Source organism: Oscillatoria nigro-viridis PCC 7112 (assembly GCF_000317475.1).
GTDB lineage: Bacteria > Cyanobacteriota > Cyanobacteriia > Cyanobacteriales > Microcoleaceae > Microcoleus > Microcoleus nigroviridis.
The window spans coordinates 4,696,260-4,715,817 of sequence record NC_019729.1 but is presented as its reverse complement, the minus strand read 5'-3'; the positions used below and the strand labels follow the sequence as shown (position 1 = coordinate 4,715,817).

At 44.9% G+C, this 19,558-nt stretch carries 16 protein-coding genes; 6 read left to right on the top strand and 10 right to left on the bottom strand.

What is annotated here, in order from left to right; genetic code table 11:
- Positions 1-323: 323 nt before the first annotated feature.
- The 3 genes from OSC7112_RS19810 to OSC7112_RS19800 form a co-directional block, all read right to left on the bottom strand.
- Positions 324-542, bottom strand: a complete 219-nt coding sequence (locus tag OSC7112_RS19810; RefSeq protein ID WP_015177575.1) for a hypothetical protein — start codon at positions 540-542, stop codon at positions 324-326.
- Positions 543-626: 84 nt separating this feature from the next.
- On the bottom strand, positions 627-1,571 hold the full coding sequence (locus tag OSC7112_RS19805; protein WP_015177574.1) for a hypothetical protein: 945 nt from the start codon (positions 1,569-1,571) through the stop codon (positions 627-629).
- 52 nt (positions 1,572-1,623) lie between these two features.
- Positions 1,624-1,938 (bottom strand): hypothetical protein, encoded by a 315-nt coding sequence (locus OSC7112_RS19800; protein ID WP_015177573.1) that lies wholly within the window; start codon positions 1,936-1,938, stop codon positions 1,624-1,626.
- A gap of 85 nt (positions 1,939-2,023) precedes the next feature.
- On the opposite strand from OSC7112_RS19800, the gene proS reads away from it, so the two are divergent.
- From proS to OSC7112_RS19785, 3 genes are all read left to right on the top strand, one after another.
- Positions 2,024-3,829, top strand: a complete 1,806-nt coding sequence (gene proS, locus OSC7112_RS19795; RefSeq protein ID WP_015177572.1) for a proline--tRNA ligase — start codon at positions 2,024-2,026, stop codon at positions 3,827-3,829.
- Between the two features lie 356 nt (positions 3,830-4,185).
- Entirely contained in the window at positions 4,186-7,158 is a 2,973-nt protein-coding gene (locus OSC7112_RS19790) for an adenylate/guanylate cyclase domain-containing protein (protein ID WP_015177571.1), read from the top strand.
- A 146-nt stretch (positions 7,159-7,304) separates the two neighbouring features.
- Entirely contained in the window at positions 7,305-9,374 is a 2,070-nt protein-coding gene (locus OSC7112_RS19785) for an adenylate/guanylate cyclase domain-containing protein (RefSeq protein WP_015177570.1), read from the top strand.
- A gap of 78 nt (positions 9,375-9,452) precedes the next feature.
- Here the strand turns inward: OSC7112_RS19785 and rpmB are convergent, their stop codons facing one another.
- The 6 genes from rpmB to rppA all read right to left on the bottom strand — a co-directional run bounded on the left by rpmB (position 9,453) and on the right by rppA (position 14,941).
- Complete coding sequence (rpmB, locus tag OSC7112_RS19780; RefSeq protein WP_015177569.1) at positions 9,453-9,689, bottom strand: 50S ribosomal protein L28; 237 nt, start codon at positions 9,687-9,689, stop codon at positions 9,453-9,455.
- A 172-nt stretch (positions 9,690-9,861) separates the two neighbouring features.
- Positions 9,862-11,850 carry a molecular chaperone HtpG gene (gene htpG, locus OSC7112_RS19775; RefSeq protein WP_015177568.1) on the bottom strand — a complete coding sequence of 663 codons (1,989 nt, stop codon included), beginning with the start codon at positions 11,848-11,850 and terminating at the stop codon, positions 9,862-9,864.
- A 388-nt stretch (positions 11,851-12,238) separates the two neighbouring features.
- On the bottom strand, positions 12,239-13,570 hold the full coding sequence (rppB, locus tag OSC7112_RS19770; RefSeq protein ID WP_015177567.1) for a two-component system sensor histidine kinase RppB: 1,332 nt from the start codon (positions 13,568-13,570) through the stop codon (positions 12,239-12,241).
- Between the two features lie 20 nt (positions 13,571-13,590).
- On the bottom strand, positions 13,591-13,938 hold the full coding sequence (locus tag OSC7112_RS19765; protein ID WP_015177566.1) for a type II toxin-antitoxin system PemK/MazF family toxin: 348 nt from the start codon (positions 13,936-13,938) through the stop codon (positions 13,591-13,593).
- Positions 13,935-14,165, bottom strand: a complete 231-nt coding sequence (locus OSC7112_RS19760) for a hypothetical protein (RefSeq protein ID WP_223300653.1) — start codon at positions 14,163-14,165, stop codon at positions 13,935-13,937. The genes OSC7112_RS19765 and OSC7112_RS19760 overlap by 4 nt, the downstream gene beginning before the upstream one ends.
- Before the next feature lie 86 nt (positions 14,166-14,251).
- Positions 14,252-14,941 (bottom strand): two-component system response regulator RppA, encoded by a 690-nt coding sequence (rppA, locus tag OSC7112_RS19755; RefSeq protein WP_015177564.1) that lies wholly within the window; start codon positions 14,939-14,941, stop codon positions 14,252-14,254.
- Positions 14,942-15,310: 369 nt separating this feature from the next.
- Between rppA and OSC7112_RS19750 the strand changes: the two genes are divergently transcribed.
- The 3 genes from OSC7112_RS19750 to OSC7112_RS19740 all read left to right on the top strand — a co-directional run bounded on the left by OSC7112_RS19750 (position 15,311) and on the right by OSC7112_RS19740 (position 18,725).
- Complete coding sequence (locus tag OSC7112_RS19750; protein ID WP_015177563.1) at positions 15,311-16,315, top strand: multicopper oxidase domain-containing protein; 1,005 nt, start codon at positions 15,311-15,313, stop codon at positions 16,313-16,315.
- Positions 16,316-16,475: 160 nt separating this feature from the next.
- The gene (locus OSC7112_RS19745) at positions 16,476-17,693 is read left to right on the top strand and encodes a ComEA family DNA-binding protein (protein WP_015177562.1); all 1,218 of its coding nucleotides are present in this window, start codon (positions 16,476-16,478) and stop codon (positions 17,691-17,693) included.
- A gap of 87 nt (positions 17,694-17,780) precedes the next feature.
- The gene (locus tag OSC7112_RS19740; RefSeq protein WP_041622636.1) at positions 17,781-18,725 is read left to right on the top strand and encodes an FTR1 family iron permease; all 945 of its coding nucleotides are present in this window, start codon (positions 17,781-17,783) and stop codon (positions 18,723-18,725) included.
- A gap of 173 nt (positions 18,726-18,898) precedes the next feature.
- Here OSC7112_RS19740 and OSC7112_RS19735 read toward each other — a convergent pair whose 3' ends face one another.
- On the bottom strand, positions 18,899-19,369 hold the full coding sequence (locus OSC7112_RS19735; protein WP_015177560.1) for a DUF2808 domain-containing protein: 471 nt from the start codon (positions 19,367-19,369) through the stop codon (positions 18,899-18,901).
- Positions 19,370-19,558: the final 189 nt, after the last annotated feature.

Sequence of the window (19,558 nt, the reverse complement as noted above, 5' to 3'; positions counted from 1 at the left end):
GTTAAATTGGGATGAGTAGTAAATTAGTTCTTTAGTGCTCTCATCCTTACTGCTTATTATGGCTGTGGAAGCTAAAAAATAAATCCGTCTAAAGTCAGAAATCAGTCTTTCTGGGACTGATAGCAGCCGAGTCCGCCAAAAGTTTTAAGTTGGAGGCGGGGGCGATCCTTGCCAGTTCTAAATATTAGTAAATTGCGATGTGGCGCACCCTACATATCGTAGAGTGCGCTAGCGAGTTAGGATTCCGTTGGATTTTTAGGCTCAAAACGAGCGAGTAATTCCGAGGGATTGAGCTGCATACTCAGTCGCTCGATTTCAATAAATTATAGTTTAATCAAAGGCTCAATTATTTGGGCTAATTCTTCATCAATTTCGCCAAATCTTACTTGTAATATACTCTCAATAATCTGGCGTTTACTTTGCTGAATACCTTGCTCGATACCTTGCTGAATACTTTGCTCGATACCTCGCTGAATACCTTGCTCGATACCTCGCTGAGTTAATTGTTCAAGCCGTTGTAAATAGAGCGGTAACAGTTCCATAATGAACTCCAGATTTTCTCGATATATAATAAATAGTAAAGTGAGATTTAGCGCCCTCTACATATCGTAGAGCGCGCTGCTGAGTTAGGATTCTGGTTGGTTTTTCGACGCATCGAAACGAGCTAGTAATTCAGAACGATCGAGCTGCATAATCATTCGCGTGATTTCGATGGCTTCTCGTTGCATCAAAGGCTGGATTATTTGGGTTAATTCTCCATCAATCTCGCCAAATTTTACTTGTAGCAGACTCTCAACCATCAGGCGTTGAGCACGCTGCATACCTTGCTGCATACCTTGCTGCATACCTTGCTGGATACCGCGCTGAGTTGCATCTTCCAACCGTTGCAAGTAGAGGGGTGACAGTTCCATAATTAACTCCCGATCTTCTCGATCTATGTCTTGGCGGACTTCTAAAATAGTTCGCAAGTTATACAACAATTCTAACGCACTCACCCGAAACACATTATCTGAGGGTAATTCTCTCAATTCGGCAATAGCTTGCTTCTGCACGTTTCCCTTCCCCAAAACTCTCAGCCACAGCGTTTCTGGAGTGCGGGGCAGTTGGTGAATGACAACGATCGCTGCTTTCAGAGATGGGCCCAGAAAATAAACTCCATTTACCCAATTTTCCGGTTCGGGAAGGGCTCGAAATCCAGCTAGCATCGTATCGGAAACAGTCGGCGACAGTATCCAGAGTTGGGGCAAGTCTGCCTCTGCAATCCGGGTATTTTCTCTAGCTGCGGCGCGTTCAAATTCGCCGTGGATATCGAAGAGTTTGCCCAGACAACTGCGAATTTCTCCGATCTGGACTGGACTGCGGAAGGGTTCAAATACAGCGGGTTGTGCTGCTATTTGACCCAGAATGCCGAGGGCTGTTGGTTCGACTTCCGGTTCCGGTTTCGGGGCAAATAAAACGTCAACCTGCCTCACTTCTCCAGCAACATCTCGGCTGGTTTCTACATTACCGAGAGGGGTTAATAGTTCTTTCAAATACTGTTTAGCAAATTGGTCGTGGATGAATCTGGTCATGATAATTTTTAGCTATCAACTGTTTAAAAACCTCGCCATCAACTGTCAACTGTCAACTGTCAACTGTCAACTGTTTGCAGCATTTACCCTCACAGTTGCGAATGCTGCGAATACAGCCGTACTCCTCGAAACGTTGACTGTGTTTGCGAACAGTAGGATAGGCCAGTAAATATAAGGGAATTCCGATTAGTTTGTAAAGCAATCGACCAGCAGCATGAACAATATCCCAAATTTCGCTTGAATTAGGTTCTCGAACAAATTCTCCTATTTCATCTTTTAAGGCAAGCCACTGAGATTGCACTGTAGGAGAGTGACAATTATCAAATACTGCCATACCTTTTTCGTAGTTTTGCCAAATTTTATTCATATATTTAATCAAATCCGCCTCACGTCTGATAATATCAGAAGTTAATCAGAGATTACAATCATCCGGTATTTTAAGGAAATCAGCCATGCGACTCTCTCAAATGCTTTTTGTCACCCTGCGCGAAGACCCGGCAGAAGCAGAAATTCCCAGCCACAAACTATTACTCCGTGCGGGATACATCCGGCGCATCGGTAGCGGTATTTACGCTTATCTCCCATTAATGTGGCGAGTTCTCAAAAAAGTATCTCAAATTGTGCGCGAAGAAATGGACGCTACCGGCGCTCAAGAATGCCTCCTCCCGCAATTGCAACCGGCCGATTTGTGGCGGGAATCCGGCCGCTGGGATACCTATACTCAAGCTGAAGGTATTATGTTTGCCATGACAGACAGGCAGCAGCGAGAATTGGGACTGGGCCCAACTCACGAAGAAGTAATTACTACAATTGCTAAAGATATGATTCGTTCCTATCGGCAATTGCCTTTACATCTTTATCAAATCCAAACTAAGTTTCGCGATGAAATTCGCCCGCGTTTTGGGTTGATGCGCGGCCGCGAATTCATTATGAAAGATGGCTATTCTTTCCACACTAACGAAGAAAGTCTGAAAAAAACTTATCAGGATATGGCTCAAGCTTACAGCAATATGCTGCGCCGGTCGGGCTTGCAATTCCGAGCAGTAGATGCTGATTCGGGAGCAATTGGCGGCTCTGGTTCTCAAGAGTTTATGGTGTTGGCCGAAGCGGGAGAAGATGAAGTTCTTTATACTGAAGACGGTCAGTATGCAGCTAATGTGGAAAAGGCTGTCTCCATGCCTGCTGATGTGGAACCGTCGCCCTTTGCAACGTTTGAAAAGCGGGAAACGCCGGGAACTGAAACAATTGATAAACTTTGCAAATTTTTGAAATGTTCTCCGACGCAAGTTGTCAAAAATGTGCTTTACCAAGCTGTTTACGACAATGGCATGACTGTTTTGGTATTGGTAAGCATTCGCGGCGACCAAGATGTGAATCAGGTAAAGTTGCTGAATGAGTTGACGAAATTAGCGGGCAATTATCAAGCTAAAACTGTTTTATTTTTGACTGTTCCCGATGCGGAAGCTCAGCGGAAATGGGCGGCTAAATCTTTACCTCTCGGTTATATGGCTCCCGATGTTGCTGATGATTATATCGCTGGGAGCAAGGAGGTAAACTCTAAGTTTTTGCGTTTAGTCGATCGCACCGCAGTTGACCTGACAAACTTTGTCACCGGTTCAAACGAATCAGGATACCACGTTGTCGGGGCTAATTGGGATCGAGAATTTCCGCTACCAGCATTGGTTGTAGGTGTCAGAACAGCCAAAAAGGGCGATCGGGCAGTGCACAACCCCGAACAAACCTTGCAAAGCGCCAGAGGCATCGAAGTCGGCCACATCTTCCAATTAGGAACCAAATACTCCCAAGCAATGGGCGCCACCTACACCAGCGAACAAGGCGAAGAAATGCCCTTTGTGATGGGCTGCTACGGCGTCGGCGTGTCGCGGCTAGCTCAATCGGCCGTAGAACAATCCTACGACAAAGACGGGATAATTTGGCCAGTGGCGATCGCCCCGTATCACGCCATCATTAGCATCCCCAATATTTCCGACGCCCAACAAGTAGAAGTCGCCGAAAAACTCTATGCAGAACTCAACCAATCTGGCATTGAAACTCTACTAGATGACCGCGACGAACGAGCCGGAGTTAAATTCAAAGATGCTGATTTAATCGGCATTCCCTATCGCATTGTTCCGGGTCGTTCGCTGAAAGCAGGCAAAGTTGAAGTTGTGGAAAGAGCCACTCACAAATCCCAGGAAATTCTCATTGATGAAGTAAATTCAACTTTGAAACAGTGGATTGAAGCGGCCATCAACTAAGACTTTTTAATTGGTAAGGTGCGCGCTGCACCTACATTTAGGCTCGCAATGTGCGCGGTGTACGCCCTAAATTAGCTCCCATCTTGGGAGCATCTCACTTTTCCAGCCAAGCTAGAAATAGGAGTTGGGAGGCAGGAGACAGGATGCAGAATGCAGGAGAAAAGAGTCAGAAAGAAGGAGCCAGAAGAAGTGTTTTTACAAAGATGAGATGCTCTTCCCTCTTCCCTCTTCCCTCTTCCCTCTTCCCTCTTCCTGACATCCATTACATCCATTACATCCGTCGAGCGAATCCGTTGCCGAACTTCCTTCTTCCTTATTCCTTGAGATGTGAAATTCCCTAAAACTTAAAACTCGGTATGAATCTGAATCTAAATCAGTTTCTGCGATTCCCTCAATCCCGAATTGGGCGGTACTTAGCCCAAGTAGCTGTCGTTGGTGTCGCTTACGCCGTGGGGGCGAGGCTAGCAATTTCAATTCAAGGTGTTAGTCCCTTTGCTGCCTCGGTGTGGCCACCCGCAGGAATTGCACAAGCTGGATTGTTATTGTATGGGAGTAAAGTCTGGCCTGCTATAGTTTTGGGGACATTTTTGCTCAATTTGGTTAACCCAAGTGAACAGATATTCGAGGTTTGGCTGGGAGGAAACGCTGGGGCGATTCTGCAAGCTGTTTTTGCCGTAAAGGCCCTGGGCTGGCTGGGGTTTCGTCCGTCTCTGGCTCGCTTGAAAGATGTAGTTAATTTAATATTGTTTGGCGGTCTTATTTCTACTCAAATCAGTTGCACTATTGGCGCGTTTTCTATATATTTAGCCGGAAAAGTAGATTGGGCAGGATATTGGTCGCTTCGGTGGAATTGGTGCTTGGGAGACACAATGGGAATTTTAATTTTCACTCCCTTAATTCTAATATTTATACGCCCTAAAGTAACCGCCGAGCGTTTAAAAATACAAACAGATAGCAAAAAAAAATATTTAATTGTTCGGGGAGTATGGTTGATCTTATTAATTGGGGCTAGCTGGCTGGTATTTGAGTCGAAACATGAAGCTTCTATTGCTCGTTATCCCCTGGAGTATTGGCCATTTCCTTTGATAATTTGGGCGGCGCTCGAATTAGGTCAGCGAGCCACTGTGCTCGCATCGTTTGTTGTCTCAATCATCGCAATTTTGGGCAGTTCTCATGGAGGGGGGCCCTTCACAGCCAAAGCCGACAATATTAATCAGGCTATCTTATTTTTACAAGCTTTTTTGGCTGTAGTTACAATTACCTCGCTGTTATTGGCAGCGACAGTAGCTGAACGGACAGCAGCGGAGTGTTCTTTACGACAGAGCGAAATTAAATATCGAGAATTGGTGGAAAATGCTAACAGCATTATTCTGAAATTGAACGCAGACGGCTATATTACTTTCTTTAACGAATTCGCTGAAAAATTCTTTGGTTACAAGGAGGAAGAAATTTTGGGAAAAAATGCCTTGGGAACCATTATTCCACCGACGGACATTGATGGAAATAACTTAGAGTTGGTTTATGGTCAAATTTTACAAAATCCCGATCGCTTTACCAGCTATGAAAATGAAAATATCCGGCGCAGTGGCGATCGCGTTTGGGTATCTTGGGCAAATAAACCGCTGGTTGATGCAGCGGGCAAACTTTTGGGCATCCTCTGCATCGGGACAGATATCACCGATCGCCGAAAAGCTGAAATAGCGTTGCAAAAGCTCAATGAAAAGCTGGAAATCCGAGTTGAAGAGCGGACAAATGCCCTGAAACAAAGCGAACTTCAGCTACAGAAACAGAAATCGGCATTAATTGATTTAGCCAAAAATAAAGCGCTGAATCAAGGCGACTTAACAAAGGCGCTTCAAGAAATAACTGAAACTGCTAGCCGTACTCTGGAAGTTGCGCGATCGAGTGTCTGGCTGTACGATCGCACTAAATCCAAGATCGAGTGCCTGGATTTGTTCGATCGCACTCTCAACCAGCACTCACACGGTTTGGAATTAGCTGCAGCAGATTATCCTGTCTATTTTCAAGCACTGCGAGAAGAACGCGCAATTGCTGCATTTGACGCACAAAAAGATTTTAGAACTAGAGAATTTGCGGAATCTTACCTAATTCCCTTCGGCATCACTTCCATGCTAGATACGCCGATTCAAATAGGCGGTGAAACAGCAGGAGTTATTTGTTTGGAACACGTAGGAACTCCCCGTTCTTGGACTATTGAAGAACAAAGTTTTGCTGTTTCTCTAGCAGATTCTGTAACTTTCGCAGTGGAAGCGCGACAACGCCAGCGGGCTGAAGAAGCGCTGCGGCAAGCTGAAGAAAAATACCGCAGCATCTTTGAAAATGCGATAGTCGGCATTTTTCAAACTACCCCAGATGGGGAATATCTCAGCGCCAATCCTGCATTGCTTCGCATTTACGGTTACAGTTCGGGCGAGGAATTTGTCGGCACATTAACTGATATTAGCCAACAACTTTATGTTGACCCCGATCGCCGCGCCGAAGTTGTCCGCTTAATAGAAGAACAAGGCAAAGTATCGGATTTTGAATCTCAAATTTACCGCCGAGATGGCAGCATAATTTGGATTTCAGAAAATACTTATACCGTGCGCGATTCCTACGGAAATTTGCTTTATTACGAAGGTACTGTTCAAGATATCACAACTCGCAAACAAGCTGAGGCAGCTTTGCGCTTAGAACAAGAAAAATCAGACCGTCTCCTACTCAACGTTTTACCGCAACCGATCGCCGACAGATTAAAACAAGACCAAAGCATCATTGCCGATACTTTTGCCGAAGTAACAGTATTGTTTGCAGATATAGTCGGTTTTACGCAAATTAGTTCCCAAATTTCTCCGCCCGAATTAGTGTCGTTGCTTAACGATATTTTTTCCACATTCGATCGCCTAGCAGAAAAGCACGGATTGGAAAAAATTAAGACCATTGGCGACGCCTACATGGTAGTAGGAGGCCTGCCCATGCCCCGCAGCGATCATGCAGAGGCGATCGCCCAAATGGCTCTCGATATGCAGCAGGCAATTACTGAATTCAGCGATACCCACGATCGAGATTTTAGCATCAGAATTGGCATTAACACCGGCCCGGTTGTCGCCGGAGTAATCGGTATTAAAAAATTTATTTACGATTTATGGGGAGACACCGTTAACACCGCTTCCCGCATGGAATCCCACGGCTTGCCGGGGTGCATTCAAGTCACGTCTGCAATTTATGATATATTGCACGATAAGTATGTATTTGAAAGTCGCGGCGCGATCGAAGTTAAAGGCAAAGGCGAGATGAACACTTATTTCCTTACAGGCATCAAGTTATAGCAGTAAGGAAAAAGACCCTTCAGCTTCGCTCAGCATAAAAAGAAGGAAGAAGCAAGAAAGAAGAAGCAATATAAGAACTCATGTTTCAGCAATTAAGAACATCCTAATATTCGGTCGCGGTTACTATAGTTAGTTAAAAATACAAAATGAGCCCACACAACAATCGGTTTCTGCGATCGCCTCAATTTAGCAGCAATTGGCAATACTTAGCAAAAGTAGCTGCCATTGCTTTTGCTTACGCTTTGGGAGCAAAAATAGCAGTTTCAATCCCCGGCGTCAATAAATTAGCTACCTGCGTCTGGCCGCCCGCAGGAATTGCACAAGCTGCAATTTTATTATTTGGTCGGCGTGTTTGGCCGGGAATAGCTTTAGGCGTATTTTTGTACGAGACTATTAACCTTAAGGTATCTTTAACACTTGCAGCAATTAGTGCCTTTTGCGCTTGTTTACAAGCTTTGTGTGCATTTACTTTGCTGCAGAAACTAAAGTTTCGCCTGTCACTCGATCGGCTGATCGATGTAGTCTATTTAATTTTTGGCGGTGCTGTAGTTGCCACTCAAATCAACTGCACTCTCGGCACGCTGCGCCTCTGTGTAACGGCTTTAGTTGACTGGAGCGAATATTGGCAAATTCGCTGGAATTGGTATCTAGGAGATACATTAGGAGTTTTAATTTTTACTCCCCTGCTGTTGATTCTATACAACCACAAACCAGCGCCAAGCACTTCACAAATTCCAGGTTCTAAAAATATTGTCAATCGCATTAGTGCCGGAATATGCCTGCTGTTATTAGTAACAGTCAGTTGGCTAGTCTACAACTCAAAAAGTGAAAGTAATCTCTCCGGTTATCCCCTCGAATACTTGCCATTTCCATTGGTAATTTGGGCAACCATTCAATTCGGGCAGGGCGGGGCGGTTGTATCATCTTTCATTGTATCCTGTATCGCCATTTGGGGCGGTTCTCAGGGAGGTGGCCCCTTTATTGCCAAAGCGGAAAATATCAATCAGGCAATCTTATTTTTGCAGGCTTTTATGAGCGTCATTGTAATTACATCGCTGCTGTTGGCCGCCACTGTAGCCGAACGCGCCTCAGCAGAGGATTCGCTGCGGCAAAGCGAAATTAAGTATCGGGAATTGGTGGAAAATGCTAACAGCATTATTTTAAAACTAGATAGGGAAGGAAATATTACTTTTTTTAACGAATTTGCACAGAAGTTTTTTGGTTACGATGAAAAAGAGATAATTGGCAAAAACGCCGTGGGAACAATTATTCCAGAGATAGATACAAAAGGAAATGACTTAGGAGCAAAATTGAGAGATATTTTGCAAAACCCAGAACAATACACGCGAAATGAAAATGAAAGTATCTTACGCAGTGGCGAGCTGGTTTGGGTATCCTGGGCAAATAAACCGCTGTTTGACGCGGCAGGAAAGTTCGCAGGAATGCTGGGAATCGGTACGGATATCACAGAGCGCAAGCGAGCTGAAATGGCGCTTCACAAGCTGAATGAAGAGTTAGAATTTAGAGTGAAAGAACGAACTAATGCTCTGAATGATACTTTAAGTGCACTGCGAGTTCAACAGGAACAATCAGAACGCTTGTTGTTGAATATTTTGCCTGAAGAAATAGCCAATCGGTTGAAGCGAGGGGACAGTACGATCGCAGATACTTTTGCTGAAGTTACTGTCTTGTTTGCGGACATAGTAGGCTTTACTCAACTCAGTTCGCGAGTTTCTCCAACGCAATTAGTAGCCTTGCTGAATGACATCTTTTCGACATTTGACAACCTAGCAGAAAGGCACGGTTTGGAAAAAATTAAGACGATTGGCGACGCTTACATGGTAGTTGGAGGGCTGCCAATTCCTCGCCCGGATCACGCAGAAGCGATCGCAGAAATGGCCCTCGATATGCAGGAGGCAATTACTGAGTTCAGCAATCTCCACAATCAAGATTTCAGCATCAGAATCGGCATCAATACTGGCCCGGTTGTTGCCGGAGTTATTGGAATTAAAAAATTTATTTACGATTTATGGGGAGACACCGTTAACACAGCTTCCCGCATGGAATCTCACGGCAAGCCGGGGAGTATTCAGGTAACAGAAACAACTTATCAGCAATTGCGAGAAAAGTATTTTTTTGAAAACCGCGGCGCGATCGAAGTTAAAGGCAAAGGCGAGATGACTACTTATTTACTGAAATGCCGAAAGTTGCTCTAGTAAGGGTTTTTCTCTAAAAGTAAGGGCGATCGCACTCTCAAGTGTGCGATCGCCCTCATTTTAATTTAGCCAAGTTTTTTAAAGCTTGTACAGGTTAATTCCAGCTTCCTTCGCCATGATTTCCAAACCCTTGTTTTGCAAGGTTTTAATCGCCTTTGTAGAAAGGTGCAATCTTACCCAGCGCTTCTCCTGCGGCCACCAAACCCGCTTCCACTGCAAATTGGCGTCTTGCAATTTGTGAGTGCGGTGGTGCGAGTGAGAAACTGCAAAACCGTTATTTGCCTTCTTTCCCGTTAGCTGACATTTCCGTGACATACTTCCCTCCAGATTACCGTTTTTTGCGTGCAGCCTTTTATTATATAGCAACAGCGCAGAACCCCCCTAGCCCCCCTTGTTAAAGGGGGGACAAAAAACACCCGATCGCCCGCTCAGCAATAGAAATAGACTCTTACTCCCCCCCTTGCTAAGGGGGGGTTGGGGGGGGTAATTACATTGCACGTTCAGTCAATTTTGTCAAGACTTGATTCGATCGCTCGACAAAATCCTTCATCCCTTCAGCATCGAAACCCTTCTGGGCCATCAAAGCCAAGTCGTAAACGTGGTGACAAATCATACTCGCCAACTCAGCCGACGGAGACTCGCCGCCGCCTTGAATAATCGCACCCTGACTCAAACTAGCCAGATTTTGAATCAGCGGGTGAGACGTATTCACCAGCAAAACGTGTTCTTCGGGGAATTCCGCCGCTTGCTGCTGCAAAAGCGCCGTCATGTCGCGCATCCGGCGCAAAGCTTCCGGCAAAAGTACGATCGCAGGTGGCGTCGCCTCCGCAGAGTCTGACTTCAAAGCTTCTGTGCGAATGTTCACTTTCGGCTTGTTGAGAGCTTTTTGGAACATTTCTTTAACTTGTTCGCTGCGAGTTTTATTCGTCGCCGGATCGACAATTTCCGCTTCTTTCTCTTTGTCAATTAGCGTTTCGTCGATGTCGGAATCAACCCGCGAGAATTTGACATCTGAGTATTCTCTTTCCAAAAAGCTGATAAAGTGCGTGTCGATGAAAGAATCCATAAACAGCACTTCTAAACCTTGGCTTTTGTGCATAGCAACGTAAGTTGCTTGAGACGCCGGATCGGTACAATAAAACACGCGATTTTCGTGGCGTTTTTGATTGCGTTCCAAATACTCTTTTAGAGTCGTGTAAGGCTGCGTGGAAGTAGACTTTTCCGACTTCGGAGTGACATCTTGCCACAAATCTCCTTCCTCTGTTTGCACCTGAACTTCCGGCGTTGCAGTTTCTGGCTTGTCGGCTGCTGGTTCGTAAGTGCTGCGGTAGATTAAAATATCTTCGACTTGCTTTTTGAACTTGTCATCGTTGAGAGTTCCAAACTTGACAAAAGTGCCAATATCTTGCCAGCAGCGGATGTATTCGTCACGGTCGTCGCGGTAGAGTTCTTTCAGGCGATCGCCCACTTTTTTGGCAATATAATCAGCGATTCTCCGCACAGTCCTATTGCTTTGCAAAGAACTGCGAGAAACGTTCAGCGGAATGTCGGTACTGTCAATGACTCCCCGCAGCGGCATCAAGAATTTCGGGATAATTTCTTCGCAGTGGTCGCTGACAAATACCTGGTTGCAGAATAGCTTAATATTGCCTTGGGTAACATCGACATCCGGCCGCAGTTTGGGAAAGTAAAGAATCCCGTTGACAATAAAAGGATAATCTGTATTCAGGTGTACCCACAGCAGCGGCTCGTCTTGGAACGGGTAAAGGTAGCGGTACAGTTCCAAGTAATCTTCTTTTTGCAAATTGCTGGCTGATTCCCGCCAAATTGCTTTGTGCTTGTTGAGTTCTTCTCCTTCAAATTTGATGGGAACGGGCATGAAATCGCAGTAAGTTTTGATTAACTGCTTAATGCGACTGGGTTCTAGATATTCTTGTTCTTCGTCTTGGAGGGTAAGAGTAATAGTAGTGCCGCGTTCCGTGCGGGAAGAGTCTGATAGTTCAAAAGCGGGAGAACCGTCGCAAGACCAGTGTACTGCTTGGGAACCTTCTTGGTAAGAAAGAGTATCAATCTCTACTTTCTTCGCCACCATGAAAGAAGAGTAGAAACCTAAGCCGAAGTGACCGATAATTGCGTCGTCGCCACTGCCTTGGTATTTTTGAATAAATTCTTCTGCGCTGGAGAAAGCGACTTGGTTGATGTATTTTTTTACCTCGTCGGCGGTCATGCCGATGCCGTTATCGGAAATTGAGAGGGTTTTGTTTTCTTTGTCGATCGCTATGTTGATTTGCGGTTCGCCCACCTCGCCGCTGTATTCGCCGGAACGGGAAACCATTTTGAGTTTGGCAATGGCATCGACGCCGTTAGAAATTAGTTCCCGCAAGAAGACTTCGTGGTCAGTATATAGCGACTTCTTGATAATCGGGAAAATATTTTCGGTATGGATTGAGATTGTTCCCTGTTCTAAAACTGTCATAATTTTTCGCTAGGTATTTATCGGGAATGAACCGTGATTAGTCATTGGTCATTGGTCATCGGTCATTAGCTATTAATTGTTAGCCGAGCTTAATTTTCCGGTTATACGTTGTTAGCTGCTAACTACTAACTACTGACTACTAACTACTGACTGCTGACTACTGACTGCTGACTACTGACTATTTAATGATTTTCGGCGATCGTACTCTCTTCTGCAAAAGGGATTACCACAAAAAGATGATTCGGTTTTCCCCACATCTTGCACAATTCTCAATCAGTCTTTCACGGGTGGGCATCCTGCCCCACAACAAGAATCACTCTTCGCTTCACAGGCCGGAAAGCCTGTTCTCGAGCATGGTGCAAGATGTCAGTTGCCCTCACATAGTAGCTCACAAAGGCAACTGCAGGAGAAAGGTGCTGCCGGAACCCAATTCGCTGCGGGCGCTGAGGCTGCCGCGGTGTGCCCGGGCGATGGTTTGGGCGATCGCCAATCCCAGTCCCGAACCGCCGGTATTGCGCGATCGATCGCTGTTGACTCGGTAGAATCGATCGAATATTCGCTCTAAATCTGCCACCGCGATCCCAATACCGGTATCTTGAACCTGAACGATCGCCTCCTGGTGGCTGGAATCTAAAATAACTGTTACTTTGCCGCCCGCCGGAGTGTATTGAATGGCATTAACAATTAAATTAGCAACTAAGCGATAAAGTTGGTCGGAATTGCCGACAACATTTAATTGCTGCTGCACCCGCACGGACGATGTTAGGGCTACCTTAGAAGCGATCGCCATTGCTGCCAATTCCTCGACTAAATCGCTAACAAGGTCATTCAAACAACACAATTGAGGGCGATCGCGTATCGCTTGATTATCCATGCGAGCCAGCAGCAGCAAATCAGCCACTAACTGAGTCAGTCGTCGGTTTTGGCGATCGATCGTCCGCAAAATTTCCCGCGCCTCTTTTTCATCCAATTGAGGCGTCAACAGCGCTGATTCTACTGTCGCCTGCGAAGCCGCTAAAGGCGTCCGCAATTCGTGGGCTGCATCCGCTGTAAACTGTTGGATTTGTCGGTAGGAAGAATAAATCGGTTTCATTGCCAGTCCAGCCAATAACCAACTAGAAAAGCCTATCAAAATCAATGCTGTAGGCAATCCTAATTTCAAAATCCATTTCACTGTATTGAGATAATTATTGAAGTCTTGCAGGCTCCGACCAACTTGAAAATATCCCCAATCTTGCTGTGTTTTGGTGTGGAGCGCTACAGAAATTTGGTGATAAACATTACCTTTGGTGTCAGTGATTGTTTGCCAGTATTGGGAGTTAAATTCTGCTGGCAATTCTTCGGGATAAGCGCCTGCAGTAGCAATTAATTTGCCCGAATCATCAAATAAACGAATATAGTAATAGCCTTGGTTGATAGCGCTTAAAATATGGCGGCTTGGCAACTGTTTTTTAATGCCTTTAACTCCAATGAGGCAGAGGTTGGGCAAAAGTTCGTTTACTATTGGCTCCAAGCGTCCGGGCTGCTGCAATTTGAGTTCTAGGCTGTCGTGCAGCGTCCCCGCTACCGATTCTAATTCCCGGTCTATGGCTACCCAGTGAGCGTGGGCGATCGCCTTATATACGCCAAATCCCAGCAAGCTTAAAATCAAACCCATTACTGCTGCATAGGAAATGGCTAATTGCCAGCGAGTTTGGTTAAATAGTTTATTTTGATTCACATTGAGTCGAGCGCTCTTTTTTAAGGTAAATATCCCAAGGTAAATAATACATTATTTTCTAATTGTACCAAGATATCTGAATTAACTTCACCAATTTTATTTCGCAAACGTGTTTTATCCAAAACTCGCATTTGATGGCACAATGCAACGGAATCTTGAGTCAATCCTCCCTCACCGCTGGGAATGAAAACAGATGAAGGGAGAGAGGCACGGCGCAGATTAGTTGTTAGAGGAATACTGATAACAGTAGTCGTGTATCTCGCAATAGTATCGTTCTGGAAAATAATTATGGGACGTACACCTGCCTGTTCGGAACCTTGCGTAGGATCGAGGGCTGCAATCCAGATTTCACCCCGTCTGACTGTCATTGCAAATCCTCATGTTTTAGGAGTTCTGCATATTCGCTCATTCCGAGTTCCGCAAGTTGTCGGTCTTCTTCGGCAAATTCGCTGTAGAGTGCAGCTAAGTTAGTTTCATCGATTGCTGGAATAGTCACTAATTTGGCACGAAATTTCAGGAAAGCAATAAATTCAAATACTTGTTTGAGTTGTTCTATATCGAGCTTTTCTAACTCTTGTTGGATTAAATCTTTCATGGCAGTCATTTTTCCGATCGAGTTTTCTATATTATAGCCACATACTGGAAACGAGGTATATTCCCCCCGCCGTTGCCCCTACAGCTTTAATTTCTCATGCGGTATCCGACGCCGTGTACGGTTTCAATTAAATTCGTGCCGCCAACCGACTCAAGTTTGCGGCGCAGCAAGCGCACTTGAGCTGCTACCACATTGCTAAAGGTATCTGCACTAGCCTCCCATAGCTGATTCCGAATTTTGTCAGTGGTGATAATTTGGTTCGGATGTTTCATAAAATATTCTAACAGTTGAAATTCTTTATTTGTCAGCGAAATTATCTGGTTTTTGCCGTTGCGATCGAGATGACAAGCAGTGCGATTTCCGCAGTCGAGAACCAGATTCCCTACTTGTAGCTGTTGGGGCTGAATTTGGGGCGATCGCCTTTGCAAAGCCCGCAATCTTGCTAACAGTTCCGCCATCCCGAACGGTTTAACTAAATAATCGTCAGCCCCAGCATCTAGTCCCGCAACTTTATCTTCCATTCGGTCTTTTGCTGTCAGCATCAATACGGGCAGTGCGCTATGTTTAGCACGCAATCTCCGCAGCAGTTCCAATCCTGACAATCCTGGTAGCAACCAGTCAAAAATAGCCAGGTTATATTGCATCCAGTGACTGTCTAAATATTCCCAAGCTTCACTGCCATCCAAAGCCCAATCAACAATATATTTTTCCTGCTTTAAAGTGCGATCGATCGCTTTCCCTAAATCAGGCTCATCTTCAACTAGCAAAACTCTCATAACTCTAATTTATAGCGGTAAATCCTTATACATTGTTAGCGATCCAGCATCTACCCCACACCTAAGATCGCATACTGAGATGAAATCAGCATGAAATTTTATGACGGAAACTAATTGGATCGCAAGCCCCCGGATTCATTCCAACGCGCAAGCTGACGGGAATAAATCTAAAATCTAAAATCTAAAATCGCAAGCCCCCGGATTCATTCCAACGCGCAGGCTGACGGGAATAAATCTAAAATCTAAAATCTAAAATCTAAAATCGATTGACTTGCCAGAACAAGATAACAGTTGACAATCATTGACAACAAGCTGGTAATGTCTTATAATCAACCACGAGTAAATTTTTGAGAATTTTTTTCAATAAGTATGACAGATTTATCCGATCGTCCCGCCATTAAAAAGGCTGGGCGCTGGAGTCGCCGCCAACTGCTACAGCTAGGAATAGCTGGGGCTGGGGTAGCGGGGGGCGCGATCGCACTTCAAAACTTGACTCGCAAACCGACATCAGTCGCGAGAATACCGCCCATGCCCGCAGATGCACTCACCGTCAGCAATATCAACCCGATGCAAATTGCGCGGGATTTTGATTACGGCACCGTGACGCGCGAAAACGGGCGCACGGTTCGGGAATTTCGCCTGGAAGCTAATACTTCGATCGTCCAACTTAACAGCGCCGTCACTTTCAACACCTGGAACGTGAACAATCGCGTGCCGGGGCCGACATTGAGGGCAACAGAGGGCGATCGCATCCGCGTCATCTTTTCTAACAAAGGTGGACATTCTCACTCGCTGCACTTTCACGGCATTCACCCCACAGAAATGGATGGCGTTAAACCAGTGAGAAACGGTTCGGTATTTATTTATGAATTCGATGCCAATCCTTACGGAGTGCATCTATATCACTGCCATATTGCTCCCGTAACACGCCACATCGGTAAAGGACTATATGGAATGTTCATTATCGATCCGCCAAAACCCCGTCCTCCCGCCGATGAAATCATGTTAGTCATGGGGGGATATGACGTAAATGAGGACGAAAAAAACGAATTATACGCTTTTAATGGGTTGCCCAATTATTACATGAATAACCCCATACCTATTTACAAAAATCAGTTAATTCGACTCTACGTACTCAACCTAATTGAGTACGAAGCAGCAGTAACATTCCACTTGCACGCAAACTTTTTTGACGTATATCGCACGGGAATGACTTTAACTCCCAGTGAAAGAACCGATGTAATCACAATGGGAGTAGCTGAAAGACATATTTTAGAATTTACTTACGGCTACGCTGGAAAATATATGTTTCATCCCCATCAAGATGCGATCGCCGAAGCTGGCTGCATGGGGGTATTTGAAGTCATCACTTAAACCGCATCCTGCTACCAGGGTGGGCCGATTCAAATAAAGTATGAAATTATTTGACAAGCTCGATCGCAAATAGGTAGAATGAATAGCTCGCAGATAATTGAGAAAATTTCTTAATAACTTGTGAGTCCAAATCCCCATAACGTAAAAATTAGCAACTGCCATGTTATCAACATTTCGTTTATTACCCACATCTTGGACCCTTCTGAAGAACAGGCAAGATGCCTGTGAAGCGAAGAATGACTTTTCTTGTGGGGTGGGCGTCCCCAAGAACAGGCAAGATGCCAGTTCCACAAACAATGACTTTTCTTGTGGGGTGGGCGTCTCGCCCGCCCGTAGCAGGGTTGTTGCAAATGTTGCAAGATATCGTTTATTACCGACCGCCACGGCTACAGCCATCCTCGTTGCTCTGACCGGTTGCGTTTCCCCCACAGCCAGCAACACCGACAGCACATCCTCACCCGCTGCTACAGCCAGTCCCGCATCCACAAGCGGTCACAGCATGAACCACGGCGGCAAAGGCAGCATCAACATCAATACTGCCATTCTTTCAGAGTTAGATAAACTCGAAGCCAAGTTAGGAATCCCGGCACTTTCTAACAAAATTCAAGCCAGCCGCCCTTACGGCAAAGTCGAAGAATTGGTTTCAAAAAATGTCATTACTCAAGCCCAATTAGACCAAATCAAAGACTTGGTAACTATTGAAAACGTGGTGCTGACAGGGGAACCAAAAGATGTAGACTTCATGACTAAACTCGGCTTGATGAAAGGGCATCTTTTCGTAGCCCAAGAACTCTTGGATCAAGGCAAACCCGACCAAGCAGAACCGCACATCGGGCATCCAGTCGAAGAAATTTATGCCGATGTGGAAGATCAGCTAAACGAGCGTAAAATTCCTGAATTTAAGGCTACTTTAATTAAATTGCAGGATTTAGTTAAAGCAGGTGCAAAAGATCCGGCTCAAGTGAAGGCGGAATTTGACACATCAATGCAAGCAGTTGACGGAGCAATTGCCGCTCTTCCCGAAGCGCAGCGCAAAGATCCGAAATTCGTGCTGCAAGTGATTAACGGCTTGCTGGATACAGCTAATTCCGAATATGGAGCCGCAGTTGCTAACGGCAAGATTGCCGCAATTATTGAATATCAAGATTCGCGAGGTTTTGTCATGTACGCGGAAATGCTGTACAAAGATATAGCCGAGCAAGTGGCTAAAACCAGCCCCGACATTGACAAAGCAATTGTTGCCAACATGACGGAACTGAAGACAACTTGGCCAACTGCGATCGCACCCCCCGCCCCCGTAAAAACAACCGAAGAAGTCACCAAGCTAGTTAAAACCATCGAAAGCGACAGCCAAAAAGTTCTCAAACCAGCCTCCTAAAAAATCAATTCTCATCAAGAGCGGTAATTGGTAAATAATCTGCCAATTACCTCGAAGGTTAACCACTCCCATTCTCCCCATAAAAAAATGAATTTTGGCGAAGCATTGCCCACGTTTGTAATTACCCTCCGCGAAGGAGTCGAAGCCGCATTAGTTGTCGGAATTGTTCTAGCTTGCCTCAAAAAATCAGGACAAAGTTATTTAAGTCCTTGGGTTTTCGGCGGTGTTGGCGTTGGACTGATTGCCAGCGCTTTGATAGGTGTACTGTTCGGCTGGATTATTCAAATTTTGTCCGCATCGAATCAGCCTTTTGCACCGATTATGGAGTCCCTGCTAGAAGCAATCTTTGGGCTTGTGGCGATCGCAATGCTGAGCTGGATGCTGATTTGGATGACCAAACAAGCGCGATTTATGAAAGCCGAAGTTGAAGGCGCTGTGAGTGCCGCCTTAACCAAAAATTCTCATGCCGGCTGGGGCGTATTTAGTTTAGTTGTGATTGCCGTTTTACGCGAAGGATTTGAAACCGTTTTGTTTGTGGTTGCCAAGTTTCAACAAGGGATTATTCCAGCCCTCGGTGCTTTGGCGGGCATTCTCTCAGCCACCGCACTTGGTGTCCTGCTGTTTAAATGGGGAGTCAAAATTAATATCCGCCTGTTTTTCAAATATATGGGCATTTTATTGCTCTTTATTGTAGCGGGTTTAGTGGTATCTACTTTGGGGATTTTTGACAGCGCGATGAATATTTTATCGCAAACAAACCGCGAATCAGCAGCACTGTGTTTCTATTACGAAAGATTTACTAAAATCCACTCTTGCATTCTCGGGCCGATGGTCTGGAATACCTCGCAACTGCTTCCCGAAGAAAAGTTTCCCGGTTTGTTGTTGAGTGCGCTGTTTGGATACACGGACAAGCTGTATGTCGTGCAGGCGATCGCCTATTTGATGTTTTTAGGCACTGTCGGTGGCATCTACTTCCAAAGTCTGGCAGGTAGAGTTTTCTTCCCCTTCAAAAAAACACAGGTAATGAAATAGGAAATTAAGTGCGGTAAAATAGAAGGTGCATTTATCTAATCGAGTAGAACTGTAAAAATGGCTCCGATTAGCAGCAAGGATTTTTGTTAATTGCCAATGGTATATTTTAAATTGCAAGTTTAACTCATTTATTCAAGTTTCTTGCAATTTAAAATTACCCCCATCTGCTACATTTAGTATGTTTGAATTAAAACTGTTCCGAGTGGTATTTCTGCGTTTATTCCCACCATTTTACCAGAGATAGCGTACATCCAATTCCGACTGTAACCAGGAGTTTGAATGCCTCGCATATCAATTGATATAGTGGTATCAGGAGAAATAGGTTGGGAGAAAACCACTGTCGCTTTTCGATTATTCACAGAAACTTGAGACTCGATTTTTTGACCAGATGGATTTTTTACCTCAATTCCGCTACGCAGTTTCACATCCTCCGGCAACTCAATTGCAAGTGCCGAAAGAGCTTTTCCCTGAACGTGAACTTCAAAATGATGCGTAGCACCCTGAAAGCGAGCTTTATTGGGATGAGCGCCGCTGTGTGTGAGGTGAGGAACATTAGCATTTTGAATGGCTCCTCCTGCAACAGTAGCGGAGGCATTAGATGCCAGCAATAAAGTAAATGCAGCAGCGTAAATTAACTTTTTCATTGCGATTATCCCTGAAAAATTAACTAATTGTTTCTCTTCTTATTAGCTTGACTGTCAGGGATGAAATTAGTATGAAATTTGACGTACTTAAAATTAGTATTTAGGATAATAAACTGCCGATAATCAAACTTGAAATCAACCCGATAGATCAAATAAACCGGGTTGATGCTGTTCTAGATAGTTGACATA